This window comes from Stomatobaculum longum (assembly GCA_000242235.1).
GTDB lineage: Bacteria > Bacillota > Clostridia > Lachnospirales > Lachnospiraceae > Moryella > Moryella longum.
The window spans coordinates 18250-35032 of the sequence record JH590862.1; the positions used below are offsets into that span (position 1 = coordinate 18250).

General features: G+C 48.2%; 10 protein-coding genes and 1 pseudogene. 1 reads left to right on the forward strand and 10 read right to left on the reverse strand.

The features are described 5' to 3' along the window. Positions 1 to 98: 98 nt before the first annotated feature. Positions 99 to 1064, reverse strand: a complete 966-nt coding sequence (locus HMPREF9623_RS03035; RefSeq protein WP_009532418.1) for a tRNA dihydrouridine synthase — start codon at positions 1062 to 1064, stop codon at positions 99 to 101. 117 nt (positions 1065 to 1181) lie between these two features. On the opposite strand from HMPREF9623_RS03035, the gene pap reads away from it, so the two are divergent. Then, positions 1182 to 2663 (forward strand): polyphosphate:AMP phosphotransferase, encoded by a 1482-nt coding sequence (pap, locus tag HMPREF9623_RS03040; protein ID WP_009532419.1) that lies wholly within the window; start codon positions 1182 to 1184, stop codon positions 2661 to 2663. A gap of 124 nt (positions 2664 to 2787) precedes the next feature. Here pap and pglZ read toward each other — a convergent pair whose 3' ends face one another. From pglZ to HMPREF9623_RS03085, 9 genes and pseudogenes are all read right to left on the reverse strand, one after another. Further along, positions 2788 to 5391 carry a BREX-1 system phosphatase PglZ type A gene (gene pglZ / locus HMPREF9623_RS03045; RefSeq protein WP_009532420.1) on the reverse strand — a complete coding sequence of 868 codons (2604 nt, stop codon included), beginning with the start codon at positions 5389 to 5391 and terminating at the stop codon, positions 2788 to 2790. A gap of 10 nt (positions 5392 to 5401) precedes the next feature. Then, positions 5402 to 6844: pseudogene (locus tag HMPREF9623_RS12145) on the reverse strand (RNA-binding domain-containing protein). Positions 6845 to 6898: 54 nt separating this feature from the next. Beyond that, positions 6899 to 7687: a hypothetical protein gene (locus HMPREF9623_RS03055; RefSeq protein WP_009532423.1), complete on the reverse strand. Its 789-nt coding sequence runs from the start codon at positions 7685 to 7687 to the stop codon at positions 6899 to 6901. After that, the gene (locus HMPREF9623_RS03060; protein ID WP_009532424.1) at positions 7674 to 8120 is read right to left on the reverse strand and encodes a hypothetical protein; all 447 of its coding nucleotides are present in this window, start codon (positions 8118 to 8120) and stop codon (positions 7674 to 7676) included. The genes HMPREF9623_RS03055 and HMPREF9623_RS03060 overlap by 14 nt, the downstream gene beginning before the upstream one ends. 36 nt (positions 8121 to 8156) lie before the next feature. After that, positions 8157 to 11630, reverse strand: a complete 3474-nt coding sequence (pglX, locus tag HMPREF9623_RS03065) for a BREX-1 system adenine-specific DNA-methyltransferase PglX (protein WP_009532425.1) — start codon at positions 11628 to 11630, stop codon at positions 8157 to 8159. Between the two features lie 18 nt (positions 11631 to 11648). After that, positions 11649 to 15191, reverse strand: a complete 3543-nt coding sequence (gene brxC, locus HMPREF9623_RS03070) for a BREX system P-loop protein BrxC (RefSeq protein WP_009532426.1) — start codon at positions 15189 to 15191, stop codon at positions 11649 to 11651. Positions 15192 to 15207: 16 nt separating this feature from the next. Continuing rightward, the gene (locus HMPREF9623_RS03075; RefSeq protein WP_009532427.1) at positions 15208 to 15768 is read right to left on the reverse strand and encodes a DUF1788 domain-containing protein; all 561 of its coding nucleotides are present in this window, start codon (positions 15766 to 15768) and stop codon (positions 15208 to 15210) included. A gap of 13 nt (positions 15769 to 15781) precedes the next feature. After that, on the reverse strand, positions 15782 to 16387 hold the full coding sequence (locus tag HMPREF9623_RS03080) for a DUF1819 family protein (RefSeq protein ID WP_009532428.1): 606 nt from the start codon (positions 16385 to 16387) through the stop codon (positions 15782 to 15784). Positions 16388 to 16400: 13 nt separating this feature from the next. Beyond that, the gene (locus tag HMPREF9623_RS03085) at positions 16401 to 16616 is read right to left on the reverse strand and encodes a helix-turn-helix domain-containing protein (protein WP_009532429.1); all 216 of its coding nucleotides are present in this window, start codon (positions 16614 to 16616) and stop codon (positions 16401 to 16403) included. Positions 16617 to 16783: the final 167 nt, after the last annotated feature.

Below are 16783 nucleotides of genomic sequence, written 5' to 3' on the forward strand. Positions count from 1 at the left end.
GTTTCAATCCCTTTATGCTGTTTCAATTCTTTCTCTACCGAATTGCGTCTTTTCAAAATTGAATCTTTTCGAATTTAACCCTTCCGGTCTTTTTTCGCTTAAAGCGTGAGCAGCTGCTCCGCCCGAACTTCGTATTCACTGAGGGTCTTACTCTTTTTGAGTTCCCGCACCGCTCTCTCGTGTTCCGGAAAGGCAAGTCCAAGATAGTCCCAAACCTCCTTCATGCGGCAGAGCGTCGCATTTTCATAGAGGAAACTCTTTCCGTAGCCGTCGAGAAGCGCCGCATGAAAAGCACGGCGCTGCCGCTTCTCTTCCTCTTCGCACGGCATTTCTTCACCGCGCAGGCGTCTCAGATAGCGCGCCGCAAGCATCGGATCCCGGAGGAGTCCCCGCCCGAGCATGATGTGGGAGACCGAAGGGAAACGCTCCCGTATGCGGTCAATATCCGCTTCGTCGATGAGATCGCCGTTATAGCCGAGCGGCATCGTTGTGCCGTCTGCCGCGAGCGCGAACGCATCGAGATGGACCGTCCCCCGGTAAAACTCCTTCTGCACGCGCGGGTGGACAATGAGCTCGGAGAGCGGGAAGTCGTTGTAGATTTCGAGAATCGCCGGAAACTCCGCCGGATCTTTTACGCCGAGCCGGGTCTTGACGCCGAGCTTCATGTCGGACGGGAGCTTCTCAAAGACGCACTCAAAAAACCGCCGGAGCGCCTCGCGTTCCGACAAAAAGCCGGAGCCCTTCTTCTTCGCCGTGACCGTGCCCGACGGACAGCCGAGGTTCAGATTGAGCTCGGTATAGCCGTAATCCCGCAGAATCCCCGCCGCAAAAAGGAAATCCTCCGCGTTGTTCGTTAAGAGCTGCGGAATCAGGTGTAACCCTGTATTGTTCTCCGGCAGAATGTCGCGCCGGTCCCGCTTCGTGATACCGGCACCCGCGTGTCCCGGCGAGATAAACGGCGAATAAAACCGCGCGACGCCGCCGTAGCACGCGGCGAGCGCATTCCGATAGACATAGCCCGTGATGCCCTCCATCGGCGCAAGCGAAAATATGATTTCTTTCATCCGGATACTCCCTCTTATGATATGCCCCACATTGTAACGGAGTTACGAAAAACGCGCAAGCCGATGGACAGCGCCGGAATCTGTGCTACACTGCCTGTAGAAAAGGAGGAAATCGCAATGCTCGAACAAGTGAATCTGAAACAGAAACTTGCCAAGGAAGACTATCAGGCTGTGATGCCCGCCCTGAAAGCGAGACTCGCCGCGCTGGATGCACCGCTCCGCGCCGCAAATCTCCCGGTCATTCTGATTTTTGAGGGCTGGTCCGCCGCCGGCAAGGGGCAGATGATCGGGCAGCTCATCAAAAATCTCGATCCGCGCTGGTTCACCGTCGTGAACACCCAGCCGCCGACCGAACTCGAACAGCGCTATCCTTACCTCTGCCGCCACTGGCACACCATTCCGGAGGCGGGCAAATTCTCGATCATGGACCGCTCTTGGTATCAGGAGGTCTCGGTCCGCGCGATTGCGGACAAACTCCCCGCGCACACCGTGGAAACCCGGCTCGCCGACATCCGCCGCTTTGAAAAAACACTCACGGACAACGGCTATCTGATTCTCAAATTTTTCCTCCACATCTCAAAGCGGGAGATGAAAGCTCGCCTTGAAACGCTCGCCGAAAACCCGGAGACTGCCTTCCGCGTCGTGAAATCCGACCGGAAGCAGGTAAAGCACTACGACGACTATTATGCTGCCTTTGACCGCATGCTTGCCGAGACCACGACCGCCGAAACGCCCTGGACCCTGGTCTCCGGCACGGACCGCCGCGCCGCGACCGTGCAGGTGTTCCGCACCGTGATCGATGCCATCTCCGAACGACTGAACCGCCCCACCCCGCCACAGACTATTACGCTGCCGAACGAGGACACTGCCGATGCAGCGCTCTGCCTCTCCGACATCGACTTAAGTCAAACGCTCACGCGGGAGGAGTACAAAAAATGCCTGAAAGCAGAGACCGCGCGGCTCGCCAAAAATCAGAATCTTCTCTATACCAGACGCATCCCGATGATTGTCGGTTTTGAGGGCTGGGACGCCGCGGGAAAGGGCGGCTGCATTAAGCGTCTCTCCTCACCGCTCGACGCCCGCGGCTACGCGGCGCTCCCGATTGCGAGCCCGACACCAGAAGAGAAAAAACGTCACTTCCTCTGGCGCTTCTACGAGCGGCTTCCGAAGAGCGGCCACATTGCGATTTTTGACCGCACCTGGTACGGTCGCGTCCTCGTCGAGCGGATTGAGGGCTTCTGCAGCGAGGCGGACTGGAGGCGCGCCTACGGGGAAATCAACGTCTTTGAGGCCTATCTGCAGCAAAGCGGCGCTCTGCTGGTGAAATTCTGGATTCATATCAGCAAGGAGGAACAGTTAAAGCGCTTCCGCGCCAGAGAGCGCACCCCCGAAAAACAGTGGAAAATCACCGCCGAGGACTGGAGAAACCGCGAGAAATGGCCGCGCTACGAGACTGCCGTCAACGACATGTTCCGTTACACCTCGACCGAAAACGCGCCCTGGCATGTGCTTGCCGGAAACGACAAATACTTCGCGCGAATTCAGGCGCTCCGCATTGTGAACGAGACGATAGAGGCGAGACTTAAGGAAAAGGGGTAAAAGACACTGACATATGCCACAAGAAAGTACCATTTTAAAAGGCGGGAGGCTCTGAGTGCGTCTCCCGCTTATCTTTGTGGCCAAGCGACAATGCGAATGTATCGCTTCCTAGGCTCGTAGCCTTTTAGAAGAACTTGAATTCATCGACCTCGGAAGCAATATCAATCTGGAATTCCTCGCGTTGCGGTAGCTGCAATCCGCTTTCATCTGTAATCACAAGGTAATAGATCTCCTTGTTGTCAAAGGACAGTGATTTCAGATTAAAGGTACAGCGGAACGTTCGCTCCTGCGCAGTATCGCTTGTTTTATCCGCGATGATGCGCGCAGTATCGCTTACCACCTTACCGGCGGAATCAGCAAAGTACAGCAAATAATTTGCCTTTTCACGATTGTCTCCCACAGCATCTTTCTGATAGAAGTTAAGAGAGAAAATCATGTTACTGATCTTGCGGTTTGCCGAAAGCAAACTCACCTCGACCGGCTTCGTATCAATCTTGGCGCGGTTTCTCTGATACTCCCTGCTGTCCGTGCGAATATAATGATAGTCAATCAGCGGAACGACCATTTCCTGCAAGCTGATACCGCCATGGACAAAATTCAGCCCGCCGCCGTTCATCTTGATGCGGACATTTTCACGAGGCGCAAACGCCGCGTAATCCGTCCTGCCATCCAGGAACTGAACCGGCATCAGATATTCCGGTTGTGCATCCTTCTCCATGATGGCATAGCGTCTGCCGTAATCTACTTCCTTACCGTTCCAGCTGTTCTTGGACACCTTATCGTCTTCCGTGAGAGGACTATATGTATAGAGGAATCCATGGTCAGCGGTAATCAGAATGCGTGTTCCGCTAAATTCATTGACAATGATTCGTACAAGATTCTTGATTTCCTCGATTGCCTCATCGCAAGCAGGGAACACAGAGCTATCCGAGGTATGGGACGCCTCATCAATCTTGTCATGATAGATATATACGACCTCCATGCCCTTTATGAGCGCCTGTCGGTCTGCACGTTTCAGTCCGATGATATTGCGGTATTGCAGTGCCACACTGGCCGGATTCGCCGCTCTCAGCAACTTGCCGCGGTTCGTGCTCTCCGTAGACTGACCGTCTGCCAGCACCGCAAGGCCGCCATTCGGTCTTGCCTGCACAGACAGCTTTTTATGCGGCAAAAGTGCCGCCATGCCATAAGGCGTAATCGTCGGGAAGATTCCGCACATACTGTCAAGCGTTACCTTACTCTGCGTCTCACGGCGGAGCTGTTCAGACAGGGATGCTGCCACCTCATAGCGCAGGGCATCCGAGATAATCACAAACACACGAGTATCGCAGTGCTGAATGTTGCTCAGATAAAACGCCGTATGTCGATTCACTTCTTCAATGTATCCGTGCTTCTTCAGCTCTTCGGCCGCAATATCTGACCAGTTGCTGCCGAGACCGTTCAGATACCATCCGGAATACAGCGCCTCGACCTTCTCCACCACATGCTTAAAGAGGTCATCCAGCAGATCGTTAGATACTTTCAAACTGCGCTGAAAACACAGATGGAACGCACGGTAATAGCTATCCATCCGATAATAATCGGTGGTATATTCCTTCCAGATGTCCTTCGCTTTTGCGGTATGGAAGCCCGCCGAATGTTCCAAGAAGAACGCCTGCATCTTCGCGATTTGCAGGAGTCCCTCGTAATAGCTGGACATGAAAGCATACCAGACCATTGTTCGGCGTTTTTCCACTGTCTGCGCAATCACATCCACCTGAATGATTTGGTCTTTGATTTCCGTCATCATCTTGGTGAGAATCACTTCATTGATGCACGGGAAGCACTCTGTATCTCGCAGATCCTCAACACTCAACTTGCTGAAACGCTGATAGAGCCGAGCCTCCGTTTCCACGATGCGTGCGACTTTATACAGGTCATGCAAATCGTCAGAATGTAGCCAATCGGAAACAAAGTCATAGCAAAAAGACTGATGTGGCGTGGAGATAAAGCTATCCAAGCCGTTCAGATACTCTCGGCGCAAGGTACGCGTAGCCGCAGTCAGAAGGATATGCGTTGCAAGCTGAGCAAGGTTCTGTTCTTCAGTGTTCTTATACCCGGTGGCCTGTGCGATCAACGCCCAAAAAGCCGCCTGTGCTCCATAGTTCACAATTCCCCGATAGATGGCGTTATTTTCAACATCCAGTCCAACTTTCAGGACGGCGCGAATGATACTGTTCGGACTAATATCCTTTACGCCACAGATGACTGCCATCACTGCCAGATGCATCTGTGCTGACATGCTTATGCTACCAGCCATAGCTGCAACCTTTGTGCGGCGATCCTTGGAATTAAAGAACTTGTGATACTGCTTGACCTGCTTGCGGAACATCTGCGAGGCGGGGAGTCCCATCTCATCCACCCAAATCGTATTCAAATCCGCTCGGAACGGCTCTCCGCTGTACAGCTCGATATTAAGAAGCCAGTTATCCTCCGGATGCTCAAAAGAAACCGGACAATAGACCAGGTAATTACTCGCTGTATCATCCATGAGCAACAACTTTTTGATTGCAAAACAGTTAGAACCGTTAAGCTTTACGAGCTTTGCATCATTTAGCGAGATCTCGTCAATCTGATTTTCAAACTCCCTGTCTTCGTCATACCAGAAGATGACACGACGCTTATAAAACTCCGGCAGAGGAGCCGTAAAACGTCGGTTCAAATCCTGTATTATCTTTTCGGCATCCATGCTGCTCCTCCTACTTCCTGATAACCCAATTTGACTTTCGTTTCGTTCCGTTTTGCATTAAAATACCTTTTTCCTGCAAAGAAATGAAAATCCGGGAGACCGTTCTTTTTGATACTCCAATCTGTTCCGCATAATATGCCTGCGTTGCAGATGGATTCTGTTCTATCGCATCCAGCAGGTTTTTCACTTGCTCCTGCTCTTTTGTTGCCAGAACATTAACGCCGCCATTAGTGCCATTGGCGTTAATGTTGGCGTTATTCGTGGCGTTATTTGCTGCATTCTGGTTTCGATAGATATTGATGCGCAAATCCACATCTCCGCCAATAAACTCTGGTGCTCGTAACCCAGCAGCTTTTACCTTGCCGATGATTCTCGGAATGCCGCTGCCCCAATGCTCAATCAGATTCATATAGGAAAAGGCATATGCCAGCGCTTCATTTCGGATTTTAGAATATCCTTCTTTCATACGCTCTATGGTCTGACCCATCGGTAGCTTTCCGGGAGAAGTGATTTTCAACCGGTCATCATATATCGCAACCTGTATCGTGCCGTGATCTAGATAGCTGCGATGCACCATGGCATTGATAATCAGCTCACGGATGGCATCCGGCGGAATTTCGTAGACATCCTGTCGATAAACGCCCTCAAATGTTGCACCCAAATGAATGTTCCGAAGAACAAACTGGTACGCTTCCTCAATCTACTTCCACAGCGGACCGTCATACTCACGCCGGTCAACAAAAACCTCTTTTGTCGTGCCCTTGAATACGCCACACTGCGTTGCAACATGAAGTTCTCCACATCCGGTCAAAATAGCGAATGCATTAGCGGGATAGTCTTTTCCGTCCCGTTCAATCAAAATGCCCCAGGAGCGCAGCTGCTGTCTGCAGACATCTTTGATAGACTCTTTTTGCTCGTCACTATGCGCATTCTTTATAGCCTGTGCCTTCATGGCTTTGCAAAGTTCTTCAATCTCCTCATCCGTAATCGATAACCCGGTACACAACCCCTGATCGAAGTGACGGTTACTGCCCTCGAACAATAGCTCCTTCATCATGTACTCGTCAGCCAGGCGGGTAGTACCTGCTACCCTGACATATACGCCGTTTTCTCTACCAAGAGCTTTGATGTAATAGGGGCGCTGTCTGCCCTCGGAAACTTCTAGGACGATTACAGTCTTCCCATCAATCGTCTGCGCTGTAACATCCGGAATGATAGCCGGTTCACAGCTGTCGGAGACTGCATTGGCGATGGCATCTATTTTCTTGAAAACATCTTCCTTACCGAATCCAACTACTTCTCTGGTTTTATCAGCAACTCCGAAGATGATTTTTCCGCCGGTTCCGTTTGCAAAGGCAACCACAGACTTCATATATTTGATGCTTTTCTCCGACAGGTCTTCTTTGAACTCTACGTTCTTAGATTCGCCTGCAAAAATTTCTGCTATGGTCATCCTGATACCCCGCTCTCCATTTCCTTTTGCACATCCTTTTGGATGATGTATGTCTCAATGAATAAGGGAGCCGATGAACTGAATCAACGCTGCCACTGCAACCCCAAATTCAGCAGTACCCTTTAACGCCTTCAAAGTTGATACCGCCACCTTCAGCATTCCTTTTTTAGGCTTTTCCATAACCGCTTCGGTCTCAATAACTTCGATGCACTCAGATACTGTCTGCCTATCTTCTTCGCAAAGATCTTGTGCTGTTGATTGGATATCTGCAATCAACTGCTTCAATTCATTAACATCCATACCCACATGATTTGTCGCTGTAACTGTTGCATTATCAGTCGCAATAATTGCCTGCCCCTTGTCCACGGTTACGTTGTAAACAACCCTATCATCCAGTCCCATATCAATTCCTACCTTTGTCAAATATCGCTCTATGTGACGAATCATGATCATAACGAAGCGCTGATTGAATCCTTTGATCTTGTCTTGGTACTTGTCAGAAGAAGAATATCCCATAGCCACTCCGCAGTAGATTGGGTTGTTTGTCTCAATCAGATAATTCAACACAGCATAAACATTGCGAACTTCTTCCTCGTCCGTATCCCCAGTGCCGAATAGTTTCCGTCCGTACGCACTTTGAACATCCTGAATTGTTTCTTCCAAATTCCAGTTACAAACTCCGCAATCCTTGATATAGTCTATGATGATTGGTACATTATTTATAAACCTGAGGAATTTTCCCAATACTTCCGGATAATCTTGATAATCTGCTTGAAGGAGTCGATTGCAGATACTGTTAAAATCATACTGCAACTTTTTAAGCTCTTTTTTATTCAACTTCATAGTTTTTCACTCCACAAAAAGGACAGTACGCACCTGTCATCTTTAGCAATGACTTGATTTTTGCTGTGCGTTTACAGCAAGGAAAAGTACATATTTCCAAGGCCTCTATTCCAGAACGAATAGGATCTTCTGTCTCATGATGAGGCTTTTTCTCCACCTTGAACTTGATCATGCTGTTCATTCTGTTATGGCGTTCCAAATTCTTGAAGGCATCATAAATGATGTCGTTGGCATAATTCGTTGCCATCTTAATTGCAAGTTCCAGAACATCATCTGTTATATAGCTGTCGCTGATCAACCCACAGCTTGGACAAAAAACATGTAACACACCATCATCCTGCAAATCATCCGGAGTTCCCTTAAAAAAGTTCCCGCAATGTTCACACTTTAAAAGAACATATCCTTCATCATCTGTAGGAACGGAAATGCTCATACAAACCTCATCATTCACAAATAAAACCCTTTCTGCTTACTTAATCTTCGCCAGCACGTCCGCAAACTTGGCATAGTTCACCTTCACTCCGTCGTCCAGATCAATCGGAATCATCTGATCGGCGAGGTGGTGGATTTTCTCCTCATAGGTTCGGATTTCTTCTGCCTGGGCTTCCAGCTTGATAAGCTGTTTAGTCAGCTTCACGCGGTCGCCGGTGGAAGCACCGTTGATGCGCTGCTGCAAATCGGCAATCGCCGTGCGGTAGCGGCTCTGCTGCTCATGCACATAGTCGGTGCGGATACGCGCAATGGTATCCGGCTGATAGCGGTGCATATAGGACAGCGCCTTGAAACCTCCCTTCTTGCCGCTGTCAAACAACCAGTAGATCGGGCGCTTCTGGTAAGTCTTCAGGTGGTCAGCATAGAAGTCACTAATGAAGTAATTGCGGATGACCTCTCTTGCGGAGCCTTTGCCTCCGAGAGCATTTGCAATAAACTTCAGGTTCTCCTCCAGCGGATTAGCACCATAGACCGTCTCCACCCACTTGATGAAGCAACCGGTGATGTCATCATCAAAATAATCGTCGTCGCAGATAGGGATAATGTTGTCCTTGTCCGGCATAAAGGTCTGATACTTGCTGCCGTCCCAAGCGCCACCGGCATAGGCAAGGCCGTCTACATCCAGCGAATACCGCCCGAACATGCAGCCGACAGCGTAGGAAATGAGGGAAACAACCTCGTCCCGCATGGTGCGGACATAGTTTGACCCCTTCATGCTCTCCGGCACAGCGTCCTTGGTGTCGAACACGCGGTGCACCGTCACATCCTTCTCCGCCACATCTGGCGTCAGCTCTTCCTGCAAACCATAGATGTCAATGAAGATGCGGTTCAGTTTTTCCTCGTTAGCTTTCAGCTGGAGGAAACGCGACTCGCAGTCAGCTTTCCATGCAGCATAAGCATCAGCAAGCTTTCCACGGCTCAGCATCGGATGCCGCTGGAAATCCCAGCTGATCTCGTAAGCATTCCAATCTTGCATTCCTTGGAGTATATTTTCTTTTACTATATCACTAATCACACCTTGTTCTGAAACAATTAATGGAAATGAGCCTAATTCAGAGGCTGAAAAATGTATGGAAGAAACAATCTTTTGAAAGACATCTCTTGCTACCACTGAGTTTAAACACCCCAACACATAGTTCTGATTTTTTCCTAATGAAAAGATTGCCGGACCTTCCACATTAATCAAAGTACCTTCTGGCATGTACCGCATAGAAAAAGGCTGGTTATAGGTTGTATGTGTCCATGTTAAGCCTTCGCAAAAATAAAACTCCTCAGCAACAATTCTTCCACCCGCGGCATTTTTATTCAGTTCTCGTATTTCAGCCCCATTATGCTGCCAATTTACTACATTTTCTATATTTCCATACCACTTTCTATATCCTCCACCTTTAACAATGGGGAACCACTTTTCATCACCAAAAGTATCTACCTTTGTATGAGACGTACAAAGCTTAGTGGATTCGATTTCATGCCATAATCTTAGGAATCGACTATTATCATTTGTTTGCATTCCTATCCTAGGATTTCCTATCTTAGACAATGGTTTGGCTTCTGTAATTATGGATCTATAGTCATCATTCAATTTATACATTACTTTTTCTCCGTCAAATGACGGAAAATAATCAGTACTGGAATAGAAGCATTTTGTGCCTCTAAATTTATCCTTACTCACAATACTCGAAACATCAAAATATCTTCCAACATACCCTTTTATCTTATACCTAACAATAGAATAAGTAGCTGTTCCAAAACCAGATTCAAAGGCATCGCTCCCCAATTCAATAAGTGAGGTGAACTCTGTATTTCCAATAACCTCACGTCTTAAGCCTTGAAAACTAGGATTGTATAGAAGAGATACAGGCGTTACAAGTCCAATGTATCCGCATTTTTTTGTGAATTTTAAACATCTCACAATAAATGCTCCAAAAAGGTCATACTTTGCTGTTGGATAGATATTCGCCAAATATTCTCTTAATTTAATAGCAAGTCCCTTGGCCGAAGCATACGGCGGATTTGTACACGTGATGCTATACTTCTGCGCCAGCATCTCCGCCACCTGAATCAGTGGCTTGATGATATTCAGTGCACTTTCCCGATGTATGCTGATATCTTCCTTAACTTCCGCAAGCCTTGCATAGAGAGCAGAGAAATCCACCTTTGTGACATTCAGAATAGAACCGTATTCCTTGGCATCGCGCAGCTCATCCATAAGGATGCTCATGCTTTTTTTGAGGTTTGCATCGCCGTTTACAAAGTACTCAAGGGTAAAGCTATCTACGTCGTTGCTCTCTACGATGGCGTACACATGGGGCTGTACCTTGCGAGAGAAGAAACGTCGGTCGTACTGCCTAGCCTTCATCATGACGGCAAAGTAAGAAAGCTGCGCCGCACGCTCATCGATGTCCAAACCGTAGAGGTTATGTTCCACGATCATAGATGCCGCCTCACGGGCGGAGTAGCCGTAGGCCTCGTAAATCTGCACCAAAACGTCGAACATCACGACCAAAATATGACCGCTGCCCACGCAGGGATCGATGACACGGATGTCCTCCGGCTTCAGCTGTACATACTCTGCGCGAATCTCCGCTAATTGCTTCTGCACCTCCGGCTCCTGCTCTGCTTCCTCCAAATAGTATTTCCAGCTCGCCTTCATTTTATCATTTGGATGCCCCTCTACCCAAAGGCGGCCTAGAGAGTTCTCCACCATATAATGGACGATCCAGTCCGGCGTGAAGAGCTGCGTTGCGGCAGGGATATTCTCCTTGCTGATCTTGATATTCTTCTTCAGGTCGGCGAACACCTTGTCCTTCAGCTCGGTGTTGTAATACTGATAAAGCCAGCCGATGATCTGCACCTGATCCGTCCAGTCCTCTTCAGGAATGAGCGCAATCATCTGCTCGATGGTGCTGCCTTCGCGGAGCAAATTGTCCGGAAACAGCAGCTCGGTGTAGTCCGCAATCTTCTGGAACATGCCGGGCAGAATAACAGAGAGCGCGTTGCATTGAGTAATCAGTAGATATTTATACAGTTCGTCGGTCTTATTCTCTTCCTTCAGAGCATAGACCTTCTCCATGTCCAGTCCATCAAACTCCAGATGAATTGCTTCGGTGATGATCTGAGGCTTGAAGTTGTTCTGCTCATCCGAAAATACGCGCACATGGGTAGGGAGATAGCCGTTGACCTCCATGTAGCGCAGGGCGCAAAAACGGTTAAACCAGGTATAGGCGGCTTCCTCCATAGCCTGCTGATAGCCGTCCTTCTTGATTTTGGTAATCAATGCCTGCCGCTGCTGCTTCTCCGTAGCGGTCAGAAGATGTCCATTAATCGTATCGGCGCTTGCATCTCCGCAAGCTTCTTCGGAAACGCCATATTGCAGCGCTTTCTGGCTCACACGGCTGATCAGCTCACGGCGTGCCCATACGGCATATTTTTTGATTGCATTCTTATCCATCGTGCTTGCTCCTTGCTTTTATTTCAGTTCAATTCCATCGCAGTTCTTCATAAGTGTCTTGAGTTGACCGCGCACCATCTCCACATAGGCATCCACATCGGCTTCTGTTTCCAAACGCTTCGTCGGGAAGACGATCTGACGGTTATATGTCTTGATGATTTTCTTGGCATACGGCTTCGGCGTTTCCGCAACGCCACCGGTATGGGGAGGAGTTACCGGCTTCGGCGCCGGTTTGGTAAGTGCCTCAATACGGCTGCAAGTGGTGTTCTGCTGCTGCAGCATCGGTGGAATCAAGCCGTCTAAAAGTGCCAAACTTTCCAATTCGTTGATGCGCTGCTGTTTCTCAGTATAGAAGGTATCTGCCGCAGCGCTGATATCTCTTGCGGCAACATTATCGCCCGCAGCTGTGTGGATTGCCTCTAAGCACTGGCGGACAATTTCCAACAGCTCCTCACGCTTTGTGGCGAGAAGACGGTTATGGCCCTCGCGGACAGTTGCCATCAGAGTGTTCAGCTCCGGGATGCACTTATAATTAAACTTGGTCTGCACCATAACGAGCAGGCGGATACGGTTGAGTGCCCTGTTAGCTTCTTCCTCGTGGGAGAGGTAGTCCAATTCGTTCTGCAAATCAGTAAGCATCTTGCTTGCTGCATCGAATACCTGTACCTGGCTCTTAAAAAATGCTTCAACATTCTGCATAGCATCCTTGTTATCGTAAAGGGCATTTTCCTTCTTGATGACAGCAGACACGAGCGCAACATTGTCCTTGCGCTGAGAAAGCACATCTTTCATGAGGCCGACGGCATCCTGCACAAGAGCCTTATCGGGATACTTCTTGCCCTCATAGCCCTTCAGCAGGTCTTCGTAATGAGTCTTCTGCTCGGTGAATTTATTGATGATAAAGTCAATCATGCCGTCCTCATCGTCCGGCACATTCATGACATCAAAGTAATCACGAAGGAACTCCTTCGCTTCTTTCAAATTTGCTACTGTCACGCTCTGGCGTTGGGAAACCATTGTCTTGCCGATTTCACTCTTTTTGCGCAGCATATCCGGAAGTTTCGAGTCGCGTGGCTGAATGGTGTTGCCGGCATACTTGACCGTAACCTTCTGGTCGTAGATCAGCATGGCAATCACAGCAGCGACATCAATTTCGCGCCAGCCGTAGGGAATCGCCTGATAACGGGACTGGATATCTGCCATGGATGTCGGCAGTATCTTCTTCGCCTGCATCTCCAGATATTCTTCTACCCTTGCCGCGGCAGACTGATTATGGCGCATTCCGTCCAAACGCTGCTGTCCGCCTCCGGTAAGAATCCGAACGATATCCTCATCACTTTCGGCATTCTGTGTAATCAGATCCAGTTCGCTGTACACATGAGCAACGAGATACTCAAGAGCCTGCTCAATCTTGCTCTTAGCATCGCCGCCCTTAAATGTCAGGCGCTCACCGTCCACGAAGAATTCTGCGCTTTCGATTGCCTTGCGGAGTGCATCCATTGCCGTCAGGTCATAGGCATTAGCCTCGTCCTGCTGGTCGCGGATGATGTCCTGAACAGATTTTGGCAGTTGGGCTACATTGCGTTGCTTGACATACTTACGAATCTTCATGGCATTTTCCAGAGACTCGTAGTATGGGGTATCGCCGAGAACAACAATGGCCTGACCAGAAGATTCCGTCATCAGACGCATATCGCTCTTTTCAATGGCATCCGTCGCCACTGTCAGGAAACGCAGCTTCATGCCTCCGGTCACAGCACCGACCGTCACTCCGTCAACCATCTGGTCAAAGGAGAAATCGTACTTACCGTAGCGGAATTTCTTAGAAGTGTAGATATCACCATATACGATTTGCGCAATACGCTCCACAATAGCAGCAGTATCGACAGGCGTATTTTTGATTTCACGCTGAACATCCTGTTCCTCGTCGGTCAGGAAATTATAAGTGTCTCCGGTGCGACCGATATAGTTCTGGCTGAGCAGTCGATCAAGTGACTTTCTGACGAACTCGCGTAGCGTGATTTTATCCGTGCGGATATCGTCTGCCATCAGGATCACGATATTGTCCAGATTAGACTTGATGTCATCCACATAGCGGATAAGGTACAGGAGCTTAAGCACACCCACGTCGTAGGCTTCAATGCCTGCGCCGCTTTCTGCTGCTTTCTGGCAGCGCTCGATTACGCGACGAATAGAACCATCAAGGAAGCTGTGCACCGTGTCATAGAAATGGAAGAACGGAACCAGCGTATACTCATCGTGGTTCTGAACCTTCTGCGCTGCTTCCTGGAAACCTGAGAGCATAGAACGCTCACCACCGGAGAAGTGTTTTCCAACACTGCCGTGTTTACGGATTTCTCCGAACACCTTCTGCATGATGATGAACTGATATGGCACAAAAGGATAGTCCTCTGCAAATTCCTGTGAACCACTGAATCCCTTAATATCCAGAATGGAATCCGTAAAGCTGAAGAGGTTTCTCAGTACGGAATCATTTTCGTTGTACAGTGCTTCCAGCTTCGGAGTAACCTCCGGCTTCTTCTTCAGGATACGCTTCTGGATGACTTCATCCACGGAAGACGAGGTAAGAGACAGACGGGTCTTGAAACGTGCCTGGATACGGGAGAACTCATCCGCGCGAACCTTGATGATTTCGTCGATGGCCTCCTGTCCGGTGCAAATCACCCACACGGAGCTTCCGCACTCGCTGCCGATCTTCTCGGTCAGAGACTGGAGATTAAGGAGCATATCTGTATCCGTGCCTACATACTGGCCGGCTTCGTCTACCATAAACAGAAGGCGAAAGTTTTTCGGCTTGCTGGCGATATATGCCTTGATATCATCCACTAACTGCGCGATGGAGAAATCAACAGCAGACTTGTCGCTGAACCAGTTCTGTGCATCTGCCTCAGACATACCGAGAACTTCCATCAGTGTCGGTACGATGAACTTGCCGTTGAAAGCAAATGCCTTGCGTTGCTCAACCCACGGCTTGCCTTTCTTCTCTTCAAATATGCGGCGGAACTCCTCAGTCTTGCCGCTTTGGTCTATATATTTTTCAAGCATTGCAACTTTCAAATTCTCGCCGTAGAATCCCAGATGGTTATAGAACATCTTGGCGAAAACACGCAGCACTGCCGTCTTGTCTTTGTTGATGGAACCCTCAATATCAATATTGAACAGGATCGTCTCTGTCTCATATCGGGTTGCATTATCGATAAGCATGAAGGTGGCGGGGTCATCCGCAAATTTCTCGCGGAAACGCTCGACTGTCTTCACACTGTCAATTTCTTTGTTTTCAAGCAGGTAGCTGAGCATCTTCAGGAAGTGAGATTTACCGCTTCCAAAGAAGCCGGAAATCCAGACACCCATATCCGAAGTGGGCGTAGTGAAAGAATCTCCATAGTAATTGAAAAATGAGATGAAGTGCTTCTTCAGCTCTTTCGTGATGACATATTCACGGACTTCCTGACTGATAACACCGGTCTCGTCCTGGTCAACCTTGATGACGCCATTTACCTTGCGGTTAATGTCATCATAAAACATATCGCGAATAATCACGTTCGTTCCCTCCTCTTCAGACAACATTGAATGCCCGGTAGTATGGGTTCGGCTGCAACTTATCAAACAGGCGCAGATAGTTTCCGTCAAACACACCCGGATACATTACCAAAATCGGAATCTCCGAGAAAAATGGCTGCATAGCTTCCAGCATTTTATGAACCCTCATAAATGGGAACACATCGCCAACTCCTGTCAGGAGCATGATATCATCGATTTTAGGCTGATACTTTTCGCGCATCTTGTCGATGAATTCATTTTCACCGATAGCAGAGTGAAGCTGTTCCAGAAGATATTCGCTTCCCTCGCTTTCTTCCATGTCCGGTATGCTGTCCAAAATATCAAGATCTTTACAAATCTCAATAAACAGCTTATAGAGGTTGCACTCGATGAGATTGCAGTCAAGACTTTGATCTGTAATGATTTGATTTAAGAAGTGAGTAACTGTCATTTCATCCTGCGGGTCATAGCAAAAGATTCGGATATTCACTTCATTTGATAATCCCTTGCCTTCAAGAAAATCTCTATCTTGTACAAGCTGTCTGAGCTTATCGAGGCGCCCATTCAAATTGTTCATATTCCTTGTCCTCCTAACTCAGACAATTGAATGCAATCAGTGCGGCATTGTCGTCGTTTGCCCGAATACGTTCTTCTAAAAGTGAACCTATCAAAACCGGATTCAGATGGTCTGCGCGGGTACTGTCCAGATACTCATTCTCCACCAATATACGAACGAGAACCTGCTTTATTTTCTGAACCGTTGCATCGCTCCAGGAAGCTACATTGTCATCCTGCTCAGTGAGGCGCATGAAAAATGTGTTTAAGTCTACCTTACCAAAAGAGGTGTCCAATATTCGGTACTTCTCTCCGATAACGGTTATCATAAAATCCCACACAAGACGGTTTTTCTTCATCATAGCGTAGAGACAAATCTGCTTCGCAGCATCTGCCGGCAGTTTTGCAATGGCCTCCATAAGGCAATCATCATTCATGGAATGCAGACGCTTAAGACACACTCCAGCCAGATTCTTTATTGATTTTTCTGTTGGGTACTGAAAGAGATTATCCTTTATGATAGCTTCCGTTGCTTCCTCGTCAGTAAGGCCAGCCGCAACAAGTTTTGCCATAGTGCGCATCTCATAAAAAAGGAACTGCTCTCTTGTCAGTGCGCCGTTGTATGGCGATGATAGTTTCATACTGTTTCCCTCATCACTTCACTCTTGTCTCAGGCAAAATCTCCATAATGTCATCAGCTGTGCAGTTCAAACAGCGGCATATCTTTATGATAACTTCCATGGATACTGTGTCATTCCGCGAAAGCTTGGCCAAAGTGTTTGCACTGATTCCAACCGCTTTTGCAAATTCTGTTTTACGCATTTCTTTATCAATTAACAATTTGAATAATCTGTTATAGCTCACATCCATGATGCATTCCTACTTGTCTTTCACACATAACTTCTCAATTCGCACATACATAGCAAATTATATCAAACAAGTGCTCACAAGTGAACATAAATATTGCTATTTGCAAATATATCTCTCAAGATAGCACATCTTTTTTTCAAACAATGTTCTTAGAAAAAAAGAAAAGG

Bases quoted from the DNA above. Each gene is read 5' to 3' on its own strand.
- HMPREF9623_RS03075 (WP_009532427.1), bottom strand. From the start codon at position 15,768: ATGAACAATTTGAATGGGCGCCTCGATAAGCTCAGACAGCTTGTACAA.
- HMPREF9623_RS03060 (WP_009532424.1), bottom strand. From the start codon at position 8,120: ATGAGCATTTCCGTTCCTACAGATGATGAAGGATATGTTCTTTTAAAG.
- HMPREF9623_RS03080 (WP_009532428.1), bottom strand. From the start codon at position 16,387: ATGAAACTATCATCGCCATACAACGGCGCACTGACAAGAGAGCAGTTC.
- pap (WP_009532419.1), top strand. From the start codon at position 1,182: ATGCTCGAACAAGTGAATCTGAAACAGAAACTTGCCAAGGAAGACTAT.
- HMPREF9623_RS03035 (WP_009532418.1), bottom strand. From the start codon at position 1,064: ATGAAAGAAATCATATTTTCGCTTGCGCCGATGGAGGGCATCACGGGC.
- pglZ (WP_009532420.1), bottom strand. From the start codon at position 5,391: ATGGATGCCGAAAAGATAATACAGGATTTGAACCGACGTTTTACGGCT.
- HMPREF9623_RS03085 (WP_009532429.1), bottom strand. From the start codon at position 16,616: ATGGATGTGAGCTATAACAGATTATTCAAATTGTTAATTGATAAAGAA.
- pglX (WP_009532425.1), bottom strand. From the start codon at position 11,630: ATGGATAAGAATGCAATCAAAAAATATGCCGTATGGGCACGCCGTGAG.
- HMPREF9623_RS03055 (WP_009532423.1), bottom strand. From the start codon at position 7,687: ATGAAGTTGAATAAAAAAGAGCTTAAAAAGTTGCAGTATGATTTTAAC.